This window comes from Flavobacterium soyae (genome assembly GCF_045348165.1).
In the GTDB taxonomy this organism is placed as follows: Bacteria; Bacteroidota; Bacteroidia; order Flavobacteriales; family Flavobacteriaceae; genus Flavobacterium; species Flavobacterium soyae.
This window is the reverse complement of sequence record NZ_CP150845.1, coordinates 1,930,648-1,946,392: the sequence shown is the minus strand read 5'-3', so window position 1 is coordinate 1,946,392 and position 15,745 is coordinate 1,930,648. Positions and strand designations below refer to the sequence as shown.

Annotated in this window: 17 protein-coding genes; 10 read left to right on the top strand and 7 right to left on the bottom strand. The window is 34.6% G+C overall.

The features are described from left to right. Positions 1-362 precede the first annotated feature (362 nt). The 3 genes from purT to AABD74_RS08520 are packed head-to-tail and all read left to right on the top strand — an operon-like array spanning position 363 to position 2,419. Positions 363-1,523, top strand: a complete 1,161-nt coding sequence (gene purT / locus AABD74_RS08530) for a formate-dependent phosphoribosylglycinamide formyltransferase (protein WP_406845240.1) — start codon at positions 363-365, stop codon at positions 1,521-1,523. A 3-nt stretch (positions 1,524-1,526) separates the two neighbouring features. Then, complete coding sequence (locus AABD74_RS08525) at positions 1,527-1,844, top strand: DUF6370 family protein (protein ID WP_406845239.1); 318 nt, start codon at positions 1,527-1,529, stop codon at positions 1,842-1,844. Next, positions 1,844-2,419 (top strand): Crp/Fnr family transcriptional regulator, encoded by a 576-nt coding sequence (locus AABD74_RS08520; RefSeq protein WP_232681570.1) that lies wholly within the window; start codon positions 1,844-1,846, stop codon positions 2,417-2,419. The genes AABD74_RS08525 and AABD74_RS08520 overlap by 1 nt, the downstream gene beginning before the upstream one ends. A gap of 206 nt (positions 2,420-2,625) precedes the next feature. Here the strand turns inward: AABD74_RS08520 and aceA are convergent, their stop codons facing one another. Together aceA and aceB are read right to left on the bottom strand one after the other, a co-directional pair. Continuing rightward, the gene (gene aceA / locus AABD74_RS08515; protein WP_232681569.1) at positions 2,626-3,906 is read right to left on the bottom strand and encodes an isocitrate lyase; all 1,281 of its coding nucleotides are present in this window, start codon (positions 3,904-3,906) and stop codon (positions 2,626-2,628) included. Between the two features lie 314 nt (positions 3,907-4,220). Further along, the gene (gene aceB / locus AABD74_RS08510) at positions 4,221-5,822 is read right to left on the bottom strand and encodes a malate synthase A (protein ID WP_406845238.1); all 1,602 of its coding nucleotides are present in this window, start codon (positions 5,820-5,822) and stop codon (positions 4,221-4,223) included. A 197-nt stretch (positions 5,823-6,019) separates the two neighbouring features. Here aceB and AABD74_RS08505 point away from each other — a divergent pair, with 197 nt between their 5' ends. The 5 genes from AABD74_RS08505 (at position 6,020) to AABD74_RS08485 (ending at position 10,203) form a co-directional block, all read left to right on the top strand. Next, the gene (locus AABD74_RS08505; RefSeq protein ID WP_406845237.1) at positions 6,020-7,501 is read left to right on the top strand and encodes a helix-turn-helix domain-containing protein; all 1,482 of its coding nucleotides are present in this window, start codon (positions 6,020-6,022) and stop codon (positions 7,499-7,501) included. A gap of 6 nt (positions 7,502-7,507) precedes the next feature. Further along, the gene (locus AABD74_RS08500; protein ID WP_406845236.1) at positions 7,508-7,867 is read left to right on the top strand and encodes a hypothetical protein; all 360 of its coding nucleotides are present in this window, start codon (positions 7,508-7,510) and stop codon (positions 7,865-7,867) included. 400 nt (positions 7,868-8,267) lie between these two features. Beyond that, complete coding sequence (locus AABD74_RS08495) at positions 8,268-8,984, top strand: pirin family protein (RefSeq protein WP_406845235.1); 717 nt, start codon at positions 8,268-8,270, stop codon at positions 8,982-8,984. A 165-nt stretch (positions 8,985-9,149) separates the two neighbouring features. Further along, positions 9,150-9,380, top strand: coding sequence for a (4Fe-4S)-binding protein (locus AABD74_RS08490; protein ID WP_232681564.1), 231 nt, complete (start codon positions 9,150-9,152; stop codon positions 9,378-9,380). Between the two features lie 289 nt (positions 9,381-9,669). Beyond that, positions 9,670-10,203, top strand: a complete 534-nt coding sequence (locus tag AABD74_RS08485) for a YceI family protein (RefSeq protein ID WP_232681562.1) — start codon at positions 9,670-9,672, stop codon at positions 10,201-10,203. A gap of 268 nt (positions 10,204-10,471) precedes the next feature. On the opposite strand, the gene AABD74_RS08480 is transcribed toward AABD74_RS08485, so the two are convergent. Further along, positions 10,472-11,335 (bottom strand): helix-turn-helix domain-containing protein, encoded by an 864-nt coding sequence (locus tag AABD74_RS08480; RefSeq protein WP_406845234.1) that lies wholly within the window; start codon positions 11,333-11,335, stop codon positions 10,472-10,474. A 95-nt stretch (positions 11,336-11,430) separates the two neighbouring features. Here AABD74_RS08480 and AABD74_RS08475 point away from each other — a divergent pair, with 95 nt between their 5' ends. Continuing rightward, on the top strand, positions 11,431-11,793 hold the full coding sequence (locus AABD74_RS08475) for a DUF983 domain-containing protein (RefSeq protein ID WP_406845233.1): 363 nt from the start codon (positions 11,431-11,433) through the stop codon (positions 11,791-11,793). Positions 11,794-11,867: 74 nt separating this feature from the next. Further along, positions 11,868-12,743, top strand: a complete 876-nt coding sequence (gene fabD, locus AABD74_RS08470) for an ACP S-malonyltransferase (protein ID WP_232681559.1) — start codon at positions 11,868-11,870, stop codon at positions 12,741-12,743. A gap of 94 nt (positions 12,744-12,837) precedes the next feature. On the opposite strand, the gene AABD74_RS08465 is transcribed toward fabD, so the two are convergent. From AABD74_RS08465 to AABD74_RS08450, 4 genes are all read right to left on the bottom strand, one after another. Beyond that, positions 12,838-13,155 carry a hypothetical protein gene (locus AABD74_RS08465; protein WP_406845232.1) on the bottom strand — a complete coding sequence of 106 codons (318 nt, stop codon included), beginning with the start codon at positions 13,153-13,155 and terminating at the stop codon, positions 12,838-12,840. After that, positions 13,143-13,340, bottom strand: coding sequence for a hypothetical protein (locus AABD74_RS08460; RefSeq protein ID WP_406845231.1), 198 nt, complete (start codon positions 13,338-13,340; stop codon positions 13,143-13,145). Before AABD74_RS08460 ends, AABD74_RS08465 begins: the two co-directional genes overlap by 13 nt. Before the next feature lie 121 nt (positions 13,341-13,461). Beyond that, positions 13,462-14,475, bottom strand: a complete 1,014-nt coding sequence (gene galE / locus AABD74_RS08455; protein ID WP_232681556.1) for a UDP-glucose 4-epimerase GalE — start codon at positions 14,473-14,475, stop codon at positions 13,462-13,464. Between the two features lie 38 nt (positions 14,476-14,513). Then, positions 14,514-15,647, bottom strand: coding sequence for a DegT/DnrJ/EryC1/StrS family aminotransferase (locus AABD74_RS08450; protein ID WP_406845230.1), 1,134 nt, complete (start codon positions 15,645-15,647; stop codon positions 14,514-14,516). Between the last annotated feature and the right edge of the window lie 98 nt (positions 15,648-15,745).

The following is a 15,745-nucleotide window of genomic DNA, read 5'->3' as shown; positions in this document are numbered from 1 at the left end:
GAAATCTCGCAATTAGGCTTTAGCCAAAAAAGCAAGAATTTTGGCTAAAGCCTCTTACTTAATCAATTTACCCCCTCCAGCTAAAGCCGGAGGCAACTCATCCTAAAAAATAAATCTGCCGAATCTGCAAGCCAAGCGACAGCGAATAGGCGAAGCAAATCTGAGTGATCCTTTTTAACTTAAAAACAAAAACCTTGCGTTCTTTGCGTAAATCCTTTGCGAACTTTGCGGTTAAACCCACATTACGTAGACGCACTGCAGTGCGTTTCTACACCAATCCATGCGAATAGGCTTTGCGGTTAAAAACATTTTTCGCTACTTTTACTACTCCATTTATATTCCAAAATTTCAAATATCCTCCTATGAAAATACTACTCCTGGGTTCAGGCGAATTAGGCAAAGAATTTGTCATTGCCGCGCAACGAATCGGACAAACCATAATTGCTGTTGACAGTTACGAAAATGCACCGGCAATGCAAGTTGCACACGATTTTGAAGTCATCAATATGCTTGACGGCGAAGCACTTGATAAAATCGTAGCCAAACACAAACCAGATTTTATAGTTCCTGAAATAGAAGCCATTCGCACCGAACGTTTTTACGATTACGAAAAACAAGGCATCACCGTTGTTCCTTCAGCTAAAGCAGCAAACTTTACCATGAACCGTAAAGCGATTCGTGATTTAGCAGCGAAAGAATTAGGTTTAAAAACAGCCAAATATCAATACGCCACTTCAGCAGAAGAACTGCAAAAAGCCGTTCAGGAAGTTGGAATTCCGTGCGTAGTAAAACCTTTAATGTCTTCATCAGGAAAAGGACAATCGACTATAAAAACAGAAAGTGATATCGAAAAAGCTTGGCAATATGCCGTTGCAGGATCGCGTGGTGATGTTATTGAAGTTATTGTAGAGGCTTTTGTCGATTTTCATTCAGAAATTACACTTTTAACGATTACTCAAAACGGCAATCCAACTTTATTCTGTCCTCCAATTGGCCACAGACAAGAACGCGGCGATTATCAGGAAAGCTGGCAGCCGGCGCAAGTTTCTGAAGCTGATTTATATGAAGCCCAGGATATGGCTGAAAAAATTACCGAAGCGCTTGGCGGTGCAGGACTTTTTGGTGTTGAGTTCTTCTTAACGAAAGAAGGTGTTTATTTCTCTGAACTTTCTCCACGTCCGCATGATACCGGAATGGTAACTTTGGCCGGAACTCAGAATTTTAACGAATTCGAATTGCATTTAAGAACAATTTTAAGCCTTCCAATTTTCGAAATCACTTTAGAAAAAGCAGGAGCAAGCGCTGTAATTTTAGCTTCAGAAGATTCAACAAATCCAACTTTTACCGGAATTGAAAAAGTCGCTGCCTTACCAAAAACTGATTTCAGGATTTTTGGAAAACCAACTTCAAGACCCTATCGCCGAATGGGAGTTGTTTTAGCCCAAGATTCTTTATCAACTCCAATCGAAAAAATAACCGAACGTGCCAAAGAAACGGCAAAATTAATAACTGTAAATTCTTAAAAAATGAAAAAACTTATATTCATGCTTTTCCTATTTATTGGAATTGCAGCTCAGGCTCAAGATAAAAAAATAATCAATAAACCAACAATTGTTGAAGCTTCTTGCGGAGAATGCCAATTTGGAATGAAAGGCAAAAGTTGCGATCTAGCAGTTCGTATTGACGGAAAAACGTATTTCGTTGACGGAACAACGATTCACGATCACGGAGATGCACATGCAGAAGATGGGTTTTGCAATGCGATCAGAAAAGCTTCTGTAACCGGAACAATAGAAAAAAATCGTTTTAAAGCAACATCCTTCACTTTAGTAAACGAAAAATAATGGCATTAATTCTTGAAAATATTGCCAAACATGTTTCTTTGACACCAGAGGAAAAGGTACTTTTTTTATCTAAACTAGAAACGAATACTTACAAAGCCAAAACAATTTTATTGAACGCTGGCGAAGTCTGTAAACATTCTTATTTTGTAAATTCAGGAATTTTAAGGAGTTTCAATATCAACGATAACATTGTTGAACACGTACTTTCTTTTGCCTGTGAAGGCTGGTGGATGAGCGATATGTACAGTTATTTTTCGCAAAAACCGGGACAGCTTTTTATTGAAGTTTTGGAAGAAGCTGAAGTTGTTTCTTTATCGAAAGAAAACCAGGAACAATTGTATCTTGAGATTCCAAAACTGGAACGCTTTTTTAGAATTTTAATTGAAAATTCGTTAGTAGCCAATCAACAGCGATTAATGGACAATTTAAGTTTACCTGCCGAAGAACGTTTTGAAAAATTCACTAAAAAATACGGAACATTAGTTCATAAAGTTCCTCAAAAACAAATCGCTTCTTTCATTGGTGTAACGCCAGAATTCTTTAGCAAAATGAAGGCTAGGCTTTTGAAGAAATAAGTTTTTTTGCCACAGATTTAACGGATTAAAAGGATTAAAAATATTGCCACGAATTGCACAAATTTTCACGAATTAAATTGTGTTAAAAATTGAACTAAAATTTGTGGTAATTCGTGTAATTCGTGGCTAAAAAAAATCCTTTTTAATCTGTGAAATCTGTGGCAAAAAAAATAAAGCCAGTTCATTGAACTGGCTTTTCTTTTGAATTAAAATTGCTCAACCTCAGTAGAATGTTTCATTGCTGTTATTGAAGACCTTCCTATCATAACCGTATTTTGAACGGCATCAAAATAAGAAGTACCAACAAAAGCCTGATGTTTTACCGCTCTGAATCCGTTTTTCTGTAAATCAAATTCACGTTCCTGCAATTCAGAGTAACCCGCCATTCCGCGTTCTTTATACGCTTTAGACAATTCAAACATACTCGTATTTAAAGCATGGAATCCTGCCAAAGTAATGAATTGGAATTTATAGCCCATTGCAGCCAAATCTTCTCTAAACGTTTCCATTTCGGCAACTGTTAATTTTGCAGCCCAATTAAAAGACGGAGAACAATTGTATGCCAGCATTTTATCCGGAAATTCTTTTTTCATAGCTGTCGCAAATTTTCTTGCAAATTCTAAATCCGGATTACTGGTTTCCATCCAAATTAAATCAGCGTAAGGTGCGTAACTCAAACCTCTTGCAATTCCCTGCTCGATTCCGTTATTTACATAAAAGAAACCCTCGGCAGTTTTCTCTCCAGTTAAAAACTTCCTGTCTCTTGGGTCGGCATCGCTTGTTAATAAATTAGCTGCATCAGCATCTGTTCTGGCAACAATTAAAGTTGAAACACCCATAACATCTGCTGCCAAACGCGCAGCAATTAATTTATTGATTGCTTCCTGAGTAGGAACCAAAACCTTTCCGCCCAAATGGCCGCACTTTTTAGCAGAACTCAGCTGATCTTCAAAATGAACTCCAGAAGCCCCGGCTTCGATCATAGATTTCATTAATTCGAAAGCATTTAAGTTACCGCCAAAACCCGCTTCGGCATCAGCTACAATTGGAACCAGATAATCTTTTTTATCTTCAATATTATTTACAGTCTGAATCTGATCAGCGCGCAATAAAGCGTTGTTGATCTTTTTTACCACCATCGGAACGCTGTTTACAGGATAAAGCGATTGGTCAGGATACATTTCTCCTGCCAGGTTTGCATCGGCAGCAACCTGCCATCCGCTTAAATAAATCGCTTCTAAACCTGCATCGACTTCCTGAATCGCCTGATTCCCGGTCAAAGCCCCTAAACCAGCTACATAATCCTGACTTTTTAACTTTCTCCATAATTTTTGAGCTCCCATTTTGGCAATAGAATGCTCAATATGATATGAACCCTGAAGTGTAACTACTTCACTCGCAGTGTAAGGGCGTTCAACACCTTTCCATCTTGGGTTCGTTATCCAATCGTTAATCAATTCCTGAATTCTGTCTTCTGTTGTTTTCATAAATGTTTAAGTTAAGTGGTTAGTAAGTGATAGTATTCAGTTCACAGTTAAAAGTGTTCAGTTTTAACTGGACTCATTTTTTTTAACACATAGAAACATAGTTTTCCTTTGTGGTTAAAGGCATTTCATTTGTTTAAACAAACATAGCTATGTGTGAAAATCTAGATTTTTCAAAATTCTTTTATTCACATTTTAAAACTATGTATCTATGTGCTTAAAATCATTCGCAGAAATTTTCTATTCTCATTTTATCTGCCTGATCTGCGTGAAAAATTTATTCTCTCGCAGATCTTACAGATTTAGCGTTTTTTTTCTTATAGATATTTATAACATGGAATCGTTAAGAAATCAACAAAATCAGCATTTACAACTAATCTTTCCAGTACTTTTTCAGCCAGTGGAAATTGTTGTTTTTCGTGATTTTCTTCTCCTAATTCCTCTTTGATTTTTCTAAATTCGTCTAAAGCCAATTCATGATAATAAGCCAAATCTAATTTTCGTCCATTATCCAAAACCACTTTATTCTGAAGCCATTGCCATAATTGCGATCTCGAAATTTCGGCAGTTGCGGCATCTTCCATCAAATTATGCAGTGCAGCGGCGCCTTGTCCGTTCAGCCATGAAGCCAGGTACAAAACTCCCACATTAATGTTTTTTCGAACTCCGTTTTCTGTAATGATTCCTATTGGCGGCTCAATCAAATCTTCTTCAGTTATTTTGCGATGTTCTCTTTTAACATGAATCTGATTTGGAGTTGGCATTCCTTTATCAAAAACTTCTTTTGCCAAAGAAACCAAATCCGGATGCGCTACCCAAGTTCCGTCGTGACCGTTTCGAACTTCTCGTTCTTTATCCGTTTTTACTTTTGCAAAAGCAACTGCATTGGCTTCTTCATTATTTTTAATCGGAATTTGAGCCGCCATACCGCCAATGGCATGAATACCACGTTTATGACATCTCTGAATTACCAAATTTGAATAGGCATTCATAAAAGGCGAAGTCATATTTACCTGATCGCGATCCGGAACGATGAATTTTGGGTTCTTGCGAAATTTCTTGATATAAGAAAAAATATAGTCCCAGCGTCCGCAGTTCAAACCAACGATATGTTCTTTCAATTCATAAATAATTTCATCCAGCTGAAAACTTGCTGTAATCGTTTCGATTAAAACCGTCACTTTTATAGTTCCTCTTTTCAGCTTCAAATAATCCTCTGTAAAATCAATTACAGTGTTCCACCAACGTGCTTCCAAATAATGTTCTAATTTCGGAATGTAGAAATACGGCCCTGAATTGTTTTCTAAAAGTCTTTTATGATTATGAAAAACATACAAACCAAAATCTACCAAAGAACCTGAAACTTCTTTTCCTTCAATTAAAACATGCTTTTCTGGCAAATGCAAACCTCTTGGGCGTACAATTAGCGTTGCAATCTTTTCATTTAAATGATATGACTTTTGTTTCACCAAATCGGTGTGTGTAATTGTTTTGTTAACTGCATCGATTAAATTCAGCTGACCATCCATTAAATTTTGCCAGGTTGGCGAAGTGCTGTCTTCAAAATCGGCCATAAATGTTTTGGCACCAGAATTCAAAGCGTTGATAATCATTTTACGGTCAACAGGACCGGTAATCTCCACTCTTCGATCTAATAAATCTTTTGGAATTTCACCAGCTGTCCAATTGCCTTCTCTGACATTTTTAGTTTCCGGAATAAAAACCGGCATGATTCCCTGATCAAAAGTGACTTGTTTTTGCTCGCGCTGTAAAAGCAATAGTTTTCGCTGTGATTCGAATTTTCTATGCAATTCAGTTATAAAAACAATTGCTTCTTCTGTCCAGATTTTTGGGTAACGAAGCTTCTTTTCGGCTAAAAATTCCATCGCCGTTTCGGTAATTTCAATTTGGTTTTTCATAGCAGTGGTTTTTAATTTTCATCAGTAACAATTGAAACGCTTATATTTTTTTCAAAACACAAAACCATAACAAACTGATAACTAATAATTTCTACACCACAATATTAGAAAAAAGTTTTTTACAAAACAAGCGAACGTTCGCTAAATATTAAAAATAATTTTTTGGCGATTATTTTTAGAATAACTATATTTGATTCATGGATATCGAAAAAGACTATATAAAGCTGATCTTCGGACTAAAATTGAAGCAAGTTCGGACGCAAAAAAATCTGTCACTTTTTGGCTTGGCCAAATTGACAAATCTTTCAAAATCGTATTTAAACGAGATTGAAAAGGGGAAAAAATATCCAAAAACAGATAAAATTTTATTACTCTGCGAACATTTGGACGTGACTTACGACCAAATGGTGTCTTTAAAACTTGATAATAATCTAGCCCCAATCGGCGAAATCTTGAAATCAGGAATTTTAAAAGAGATTCCACTTGAGCTTTTCGGAATTCAGGAAGCTGATTTAATTGATATTATTGCAAATGCTCCTGCAAAGGTCAATGCGTTCATTAGTACGATTATTGAAATCGCACAACATTATAATTTAAGCCGTGAAAGTTTCTTTTTGGCTGCATTACGATCTTATCAGGAAGCACACAGTAATTATTTTGAAGATTTAGAAGATAAAGTTATTGCATTTTCGAAATCTTTTCAGATTAATCTGGATTCTAAAATCAGTATTGAAGAATTAGAAGCAATTCTGGAAGAAGAATACGAATACAACATAAAAGAAATCGCTTTTACAGATCAGGAAGCTTTGGGCGATTTACGCTCCATATATGTTCCAAAAAGCAAAACATTACTGCTTTCTACAGAACTTGATGCTCCGCAGAAAGCTTTTATCCTGGCAAAAGAAATTGCCTATAATTACTTAAAGATTTCAGATCGATTATTGACTTTCAGCTGGATAAAGTTTGAAAATTTCGATCAGGTCCTACATAACTTTTATGCCTCATATTTTGCCGGCGCTTTATTATTGCCGAGAAAATCATTGGTAGACAAAATCAATTCTTTTTTAGAAAATGAAAATCCAAAACCTGAAGAATTTGTGGCGTTAATAGAAAGTTTTGAAGTTTCACCGGAATCGTTTTATCAGCGATTAACCAATTTATTACCGAAAGATTTTCAACTGAAAAACTTATTCTTTTTAAGATTATCTCATCGAGTTGGTTCGGATGTTTACCAAATCAATAAAGAATTACATATTACACATCAGCAGGAACCTCATGCCAACGAAACCAATGAGCATTATTGCAGAAGATGGGTTTCGGTTAAAACGATAGACGAAGCCATCAAACAAAATAAATCTCATTTTTTTGATGCACAAATTTCAAGCTACGCCAATAGCGGCAATGAATATTTAGTTTTTTCATCGGCCACAAAAGATCCTTTCGCAGAAAATTACATCAGAAGTATTTCTGTTGGTATTTTAATTAATCCGACAATGAAAAAGAAATTTAAATTTATTGAAGGAAAACCTTTAGTGAAAAGAATTGTTGGTGTTACGTGCGAAACTTGTGCCGTAAAAGATTGCCTGGAAAGAGCTGCGCCTCCAATTGTTTTAGAAAGAAAGAAACGCCATGAGAATACTGATATTGTAGTACAGCAGTTTATAAATCAATTTAGTTAGAATCTTATGAAATATTTCGCTTTAATAATAATACTCCTTTCTATTAACTTCAATCAGAAAACAGATAAACTTAACGGTCGTTACAATTATTTAATTGAAGATGACAATTCCTATATTCAAAAAGATAAAATTACTTTTAAGGATAGCATTTTTGCTTTTGACAACAAATATCTGCCGAAAGGAAAGGTTTCTTATGGGAATGTAATATTGTTAGAGAATTTCATCAATACTGATTTAATTATAAGCATTCGTAAAGATCAAATTAAAAAAGATACTATTCTGTTTTACATGCATGATAAGAAACATCCTGCCATGAATTATCTTGATATAGTGGTTGGAAAAGGAAAATTGATTAAGATTAAGTAATTCAGCACAATCTTGTCATCCTGAGGAACGAAGGATCACACTCGGAAGTCGACAAAGATTGGCGATTATGCAGGCGGAATTTCTCGTGTGATCCTTCGTTCCTCAGGATGACAAACTGAAACCTTGTATACTTCTGCTTTTTACATCTACACAACTTTTGAAAACAAAACTTCTCGTTTAGCCCCGATAGAAGTGGAAATCCTTTTGTGGTGAGGTTCAACACAAAAGATTGCAGCGAATAGCGGGACGTCACGTCTCTTAAAAACTAATTTTCTGCTTCAAAAAAACCTTAGAACCTCAGCATCTTAGAATCTCAGAATCTTTTCTTAATCTAGGTTAAGTGCTTTTCCTTGACCATCGTGGTATCTTTGTACTATAAAATTACAAAACATACAAAATCATGGAAAATATAATATTGCACAAAGCAGAAACAAGAGGAAACGCAAATCACGGATGGCTTAACGCTTATCACAGCTTTAGTTTTGCGAGCTGGTACAATCCAGAAAGAATTCAGTTTGGAGCACTTCGCGTTTTAAACGATGACACGATTGCAGCCGGAATGGGATTTGGAACTCACCCTCACGATAATATGGAAATTATTACAATTCCGTTAGAAGGTGATTTGGCTCACAAAGACAGCATGGGAAATACTGAAGTTATCAAAAACGGTGATATTCAGGTGATGAGTGCCGGAACCGGAATTCAGCATAGTGAATTTAACCCAAATACAGATCAGCAGACTAAGTTGTTACAAATTTGGTTATTTCCTAACAAAAGAAATGTTACGCCGCGTTACCAGCAAATTACTTTAAGTGCTGCTGACAGACACAATAAATTAGCGCAGGTTTTATCTCCTAATGCAGATGACGAGGGAGTTTGGATTCACCAAGACGCTTGGTTTCAAATGGGAAATTTTGATGCCGGAATTACAACTGAATATAAAATTAAAAAAGAAGGAAACGGAGTTTATGCTTTCGTTTTAAAAGGAAATGTTACAATCAACGGTCAGGAATTAAACACTCGTGATGCTGTTGGAATTTCAGAAACTGATTCTTTAAATATTAAAGCAAACACAGATGCTGAATTCTTATTAATGGACATTCCGATGAATTATTAATTCGTAAAAAAATAATTAATACCTGTATTTTGAAACGATAATAAATCTGAAAATCAGATCATTATCGTTTCTTTTTTTATTCCATTTCAAAAAAGAAAGACTAACTTTATAAATAAGAAAATTGGTCTGACTTTAAAATTAAACTAATCCTTAAAATTTTAAACCATGAATCCAAATAACCTCACTAAAGAATATACAAACGGAGAAGTCACGATTGTATGGCAATCTGGAAAATGCATTCATTCTGCAAATTGCGTAAAAAACAATCCAGATGTTTTTCGTCCTAAAGAAAAACCTTGGATTACTCCTGAGAAATCTACAACTGAGAAAATAATTTCGACTGTTAATAAATGTCCTTCTGGAGCTTTGACGTATTATATTAATAGTAAAAGCTAAGATTACGCAATAGTATTTTTGCCACAGATTACACAGATTAAAAGGATTTTTAAAAAAACGCTGCCACGAATTGCACTAATTTGCACTAATTTTCACAAATTTTAAATCAATTTATTTCGTGGAAATTCGTGCAATCGTGGCGAAAAAAAATCACTTTAATCCTTTTAATCTGTGGCAAAAAAACATCTCATTTTTATTTCTTAATCTAGATTAAGTGCTCCAGAACAACTGTCAACGTAACTTTGTCCTATCAAAATGAAATAAATTAATTATTTAAAAAAATAAAATTATGGCAACTACAAAATGGTCAATTGACCCAACACATTCAGAAATTGGTTTTAAAGTTAAACACATGATGTTTACAAATGTTTCAGGAAAATTTGGAGCATACGACGCAACAATTACTACAGACGGAGACAGCTTCGAAAATGCTGCAATCGAATTTTCTGGTGATGTAGCTTCTATCGACACTGCAAATGCTGACAGAGATGGACATTTAAGAAGCGGAGATTTCTTTGATGCTGAAAATCATCCAAAATTAGCTTTCAAAGCTTCATCTTTCAAAAAAATCAATGATGGAGAATATGAATTAACTGGTGATTTAAACATTAAAGGTGCTTCTAAAACAGTAAAATTTCCTGTAGAGTTTAGTGGAACCATGACTGATCCCTGGGGAAACACAAAGGTAGGTTTAAGCATAGAAGGAAAAATTAATCGTAAAGATTGGGGGTTAAACTGGAACTCAGCTCTTGAAACCGGAGGTGTTTTAGTAGGCGAAGAAGTTCGTTTAAACATTGAATTACAATTTGTAAAACAAGCTTAATACTTTATAATAGGTTTTAATTTGGTTGGTTAAGAAGCCTGCTCCTTTTCTCGGGAGTGCAGGCTTTTTTTGGTTTGCCACGAATTACACGAATTTCCACTATTTTTTTTCCTTCAAAACTGTAAATGTTTTTTCTGCCACAGATTAAAAGGATTTTCACGGATTATTTATTCGTAGAAATGCAGAAAAAAAATCTTTTTAATCCTTTTAATCTGTGGCAAAAAAAATAATTCGTGGAAATTCGTGTAATTCGTGGCAAACTTAAAACTTATCGCACAGTATTTCGAAATTCTGTTGGTGACAATCCTGTTTGTTTTTTAAAGAATCTGGAGAAATACGAGTAATCTTCGTAACCGACTTTAAATCCCACTTCATTAACCGCTAATTGTTTATCGATCAACATTCTTTTTATTTCGAGGATTACGCGATTTGCGATAACTTCTGTGGCGGTTTTTTGCAGAATTTCATTGCAGATTCTGTTTAAATGTTTCAAAGTAATATTTAGTTTTTCTGCATAAAAAGACGGCAATTTTTCGGTTCTAAAATATTCCTCTAAAAGCGTTTCAAACTTATTGATTTTAATATTGTACGAATGGGTTTGATGCGAATAGGTTTCGCCATATTTACGGGCAATTTCGATATGAATTGAATCTAACAAATTCAGCATTTTGTCCAGCTGATATTTATTATTCTGATTATTTTCCTGAATCAGTAAATCAAAATAAGGGAGGATTTTTGGGATTTCTTTTTCTTCAAAAACCATTTCCGGTCGGTTATGAATAGAGTGATAAAAATTATATTCATTAATATTTTTTTGTCCGAAATACAGATTATACAATTCCTGCGAAAAGATAATTACAAAACCTTCAACATCTTCAGATAAACTCCAATGATGCATTTGCCCAGGCTGCAGCACAAATAAACTGCCTTTTTTTATTTCGAATTGATCAAAATCGACTTCGTGCTGTCCGGAACCTTTTGTAAAAAACACCATTAAATACGAATCATGACGATGCGGCTCTTCTACAAAACTGTGGCTTTTTAAATGCTCTGTAAAAGTATTGACGTAAAAATCGCGATGAATATCATTGCAGCTAAAATTCTGAACGCTGTAAATTGGGTATTTCTTCATAAGAAATGTCTCTATTGTGCTATAATAAGCGAAGATATAAAAAAGACTTTTATCTCGCTCTAAATTACCTTTGTGCAAATAAAAACATCAAAGTCATGTCAAATTCATTAACTCATATTTTAAGCAACGAATGTCCTGTTTGTCATAAAGGAAAAGTATTTACAGACAGAAATATTTTTTTATCTTTTGGTCTTCCAAAAATGAATGAATACTGCAGTCACTGCAATTATAAATTTCAAAAAGAGCCCGGTTATTTCTTTGGCGCTATGTATGTAAACTACGGATTAACAGTTGCTCAGGGAATTGCCACCTATTGTATTGCTCAGTTTTTCTTTGAAAAAAATTTCGATTTAAGAATTATTCCAATCATCGCTGTTGTCATTACTTTACTCACTTCTTTTAATCTTCGCTTTTCGAGATTAGCATGGATTTATATGTTTAAGGATTATACGAAATAAAAAAATAGTACTTTTGCCTTCCAATTGAAACTAATTTTCAATTTTAAAAAAAAAGTAAAAATTAAATTAGACAAATGAAAGCATACGTATTTCCGGGTCAGGGCGCACAGTTTACAGGAATGGGCAAAGACTTATATGAAAATTCGGCTTTAGCCAAAGAACTATTCGAAAAAGCCAATGAAATTTTAGGTTTTAGAATTACAGATATAATGTTCGAAGGCACTGCCGAAGAACTAAAAGAAACTAAAGTAACACAGCCGGCAGTATTTTTACATTCTGTTATTTTAGCTAAAACTTTAGGCGAAGATTTTAAACCAGAAATGGTTGCAGGACATTCTTTAGGAGAATTTTCTGCTTTGGTTGCCAACGGAACTTTATCTTTTGAAGATGGTTTGAAATTGGTTTCTCAACGCGCTCTTGCTATGCAAAAGGCCTGCGAAATTACCCCATCTACAATGGCTGCTGTTTTAGGTTTAGCCGATAATATTGTGGAAGAAGTTTGTGCTTCGATAGACGGAATTGTGGTTGCAGCAAATTACAACTGCCCGGGACAATTAGTTATTTCCGGAGAAACTTCTGCTGTTGAAAAAGCTTGTGAAGCAATGAAAGCTGCAGGAGCAAAACGTGCTTTAATTTTGCCTGTTGGTGGTGCATTTCACTCACCAATGATGGAACCCGCAAGAGAAGAATTAGCGGCAGCGATTGAAGCAACTACATTCTCTACTCCTATATGCCCAGTATATCAAAACGTAACTGCCAATGCAGTTTCTGATGCTGCAGAAATTAAAAAAAACTTAATCATTCAATTGACTGCTCCGGTAAAATGGACGCAATCAGTACAGCAAATGATCGCTGACGGTGCTACTTTATTCACAGAAGTTGGCCCAGGAAAAGTATTGACTGGTTTGATTAGTAAAATTGATAAAGAAGCGGTTACTGCGAATGCTTAATTTTTAGTATTCAGTAATCAGTTTTTAGTGATCAGTTTAAAACTATACGCATAAAAAAATCCTCATGAACGAAATGTTTATGAGGATTTGTTTTTTATAGCTGTTTAACTTCTTCGCAATAATTATTTATAATTCCGGTGATCAAATAGTTTTGGTTTCTTTTTTCAAAGAAGATATACCAAGTTGTTCTGAGATTAATTTTATAAAAAATATAATTTGAACCTAAATACTGGTGAGGTTTTGGGGTTTTCTTGTGAGAAAAACTTGAAATACAGGAAATAACAAAACCAACTATTTTATCGGTATAATTCTGAGCCGTTTCAAAGAAACCAAAATATTCCTCTTCAAAAAGTGCAAAAACTAAATTATCAAAATATTCAAGAACTGCTTTTTCAAAAATTATTTTTCCCAAGGATAAGCTTTTATTCTTTTAGACATTTCAGCTTTAAACTCCTCCGGCGTTAACCCTCTTGCAAACTCAGCATCAAAATCAAAAGTTTCAGGATCTATTCCTTTAAATTTAGGTTTTTGAATTTCGTATTCTACTCTAGACTCCTCAACCTTATCATTCTTTTTATTTTCTTTTTTTGAGCCCATAATTCCTACATTTTTATCCTACAAAATTACAAAATAAAAAATCCCAAATGATAATCATTTGGGATTTTTTATGTGTATAGTTTTCAACTGATCACTAAAAAACTGATCACTGAACACTAAATCAAGAACGAACCTTCTGTTCCCATTTCCAGGCACTTGCCATTGCTTCGTCTAAACTTAATTCTGCTTTCCAGCCTAAAACGTTGTTTGCTTTATCTGTGTTTGCGTAGGCTTCAGTAATATCACCTTCGCGTCGCGGTTTAATTACGTATGGCAGTTTTTTATCACTTACTTTTTCGAAACTATGAATCACTTCCAAAACCGAACTTCCTTTTCCAGTTCCTAAATTAAAAGTTTCAACTTTTTGCAAGTTCTTTTTATCCAACAAACGCTGTAAAGCAATTACGTGTGCTTTAGCCAAATCGACAACATGAATATAATCACGAACAGCAGTTCCGTCTGGTGTTGGATAATCATTTCCGAAAACTGATAATTCCTGACGTAACCCTACTCCAGTCTGGGTAATAAACGGAACTAAATTTTGAGGAACTCCTAAAGGTAATTCTCCAATTTCGGTTGAAGAATGCGCTCCAATCGGATTAAAATAGCGTAATAAAATAGCGCTGATATTAGTTACTTTAGCTGTATCTGTAATAATTTCTTCTCCAATCTGCTTGGTATTTCCATAAGGAGACATTGCAGTTTGAACCGGAGCATCTTCTGTAATTGGCATTTTTTCGGCTTGACCGTAAACCGTACAAGAAGAGCTAAAAATAAAACTTGCTTCAGGTTTTTGCTGTAATTCCTGTAAAAGATACACTAAACTGCTGATGTTGTTTTCATAATACAACAAAGGCTGCTCAACACTTTCACCAACTGCTTTTGAAGCCGCAAAATGAATCACCCCAGTAACATCATTATGTTTTTTAAAGAAATCCCGAACGGCACTTTTTTCTCTTAAATCAATTTTTTCGAATAAAGGTGTTTTTCCTGTTATCGCTGTAATTCCTTTTAAAACATCTTCTGAAGAATTTGAAAGGTTATCAATTATCACAACTTCAAAGCCTTCGTTTTGCAATTCGACTACGGTGTGAGAACCTATAAATCCTAATCCTCCTGTTACTAATACTTTCATTTTATTTGGTTGTTTTTTGTGGTTATTTTGGCTGTTAATTATTTATTCAAAAATTCTAAAACAGAATCTGTTATAAATTTAATCTGCTCGTCATCAAGTTCTGTATGCATCGGTAAAGCAATTACTTCCTGCACTAACTGGTTTGTAACCGGAAATTGCTCTTCTTTATAACGAGGATCTAAATATGCTTTTTGTGAATGCAATGGAATTGGGTAATAAATTGCACACGGAATTCCTTTATCTAATAAATACTGCATTAAAGCATTTCTGTCGGCATCTAAGATTCTTAAAACATATTGATGAAAAACGTGATCGTTTTCATTTGCATTAAATTCCGGTGTAACAATATGTTTATTTCCAGCAAATGTCGCATTGTATTTTGTCGCTGCCAAACGACGTGCTTTATTATATTCATCCAACAAAGGCAGTTTTGCATTTAAAACTCCAGCCTGAATGCTGTCTAAACGTGAATTTACCCCCACAACATCGTGGTGGTAACGTTCGTACATTCCATGATTTACAATTCCGCGGATGATGTGGGCTAATTTATCATCATTTGTAAAAATTGCTCCACCGTCTCCGTAACATCCTAAATTTTTAGAAGGGAAGAATGAAGTTGCTGCAATGTGACCAATTGTTCCAACTTTACTTTTTGTACCCGATTTTGAAATATAATCGGCACCGATAGCCTGAGCGTTATCTTCAATTACATACAAATTATGCTCTTTGGCAATTTCCATAATCGCATCCATATTTGCAGCGCGACCGAATAAATGTACCGGAACAATTGCTTTTGTTTTTGGCGTAATTGCTTTTTTTACCGCATCAATATCAATGTTCATATTTACCATATCAACATCAACTAAAACCGGGGTTAATTGTAACAATGCAATAACCTCAACAGTTGCTGCAAAAGTAAAATCAGCAGTAATAACTTCGTCTCCTGGCTTTAAATCCAGACCCATCATTGCAATTTGCAAAGCATCGGTTCCATTTGCACACGGAATTACGTGTTTTGCTCCTAAATAATCTTCAAGATTTTTTTGAAACTGATGAACTAAAGGCCCGTTAATATAAGTATTTGTATCTAAAACCTCTTGAATTGAAGCATCTACAGTCGTTTTTATTTTTTCATATTGACTTTTTAAGTCAACCATTTGTATTTTTTTCATTTTCGATATTTTATTAAAAAAAGCCTTTCTATTAAACCAGAATGTCAGAAAGAAGGAACAAAAATAGTTATTAATACCTTCAAACCAATGAAAATAAA

Bases quoted from the DNA above. Each gene is read 5' to 3' on its own strand.
- aceB (WP_406845238.1), bottom strand. From the start codon at position 5,822: ATGAAAAACCAAATTGAAATTACCGAAACGGCGATGGAATTTTTAGCC.
- AABD74_RS08450 (WP_406845230.1), bottom strand. From the start codon at position 15,647: ATGAAAAAAATACAAATGGTTGACTTAAAAAGTCAATATGAAAAAATA.
- AABD74_RS08490 (WP_232681564.1), top strand. From the start codon at position 9,150: ATGAATCCAAATAACCTCACTAAAGAATATACAAACGGAGAAGTCACG.
- AABD74_RS08505 (WP_406845237.1), top strand. From the start codon at position 6,020: ATGGATATCGAAAAAGACTATATAAAGCTGATCTTCGGACTAAAATTG.
- AABD74_RS08480 (WP_406845234.1), bottom strand. From the start codon at position 11,335: ATGAAGAAATACCCAATTTACAGCGTTCAGAATTTTAGCTGCAATGAT.
- AABD74_RS08475 (WP_406845233.1), top strand. From the start codon at position 11,431: ATGTCAAATTCATTAACTCATATTTTAAGCAACGAATGTCCTGTTTGT.
- AABD74_RS08525 (WP_406845239.1), top strand. From the start codon at position 1,527: ATGAAAAAACTTATATTCATGCTTTTCCTATTTATTGGAATTGCAGCT.
- purT (WP_406845240.1), top strand. From the start codon at position 363: ATGAAAATACTACTCCTGGGTTCAGGCGAATTAGGCAAAGAATTTGTC.
- galE (WP_232681556.1), bottom strand. From the start codon at position 14,475: ATGAAAGTATTAGTAACAGGAGGATTAGGATTTATAGGTTCTCACACC.
- aceA (WP_232681569.1), bottom strand. From the start codon at position 3,906: ATGAAAACAACAGAAGACAGAATTCAGGAATTGATTAACGATTGGATA.
- AABD74_RS08520 (WP_232681570.1), top strand. From the start codon at position 1,844: ATGGCATTAATTCTTGAAAATATTGCCAAACATGTTTCTTTGACACCA.
- AABD74_RS08500 (WP_406845236.1), top strand. From the start codon at position 7,508: ATGAAATATTTCGCTTTAATAATAATACTCCTTTCTATTAACTTCAAT.
- AABD74_RS08485 (WP_232681562.1), top strand. From the start codon at position 9,670: ATGGCAACTACAAAATGGTCAATTGACCCAACACATTCAGAAATTGGT.
- fabD (WP_232681559.1), top strand. From the start codon at position 11,868: ATGAAAGCATACGTATTTCCGGGTCAGGGCGCACAGTTTACAGGAATG.
- AABD74_RS08495 (WP_406845235.1), top strand. From the start codon at position 8,268: ATGGAAAATATAATATTGCACAAAGCAGAAACAAGAGGAAACGCAAAT.
- AABD74_RS08460 (WP_406845231.1), bottom strand. From the start codon at position 13,340: ATGGGCTCAAAAAAAGAAAATAAAAAGAATGATAAGGTTGAGGAGTCT.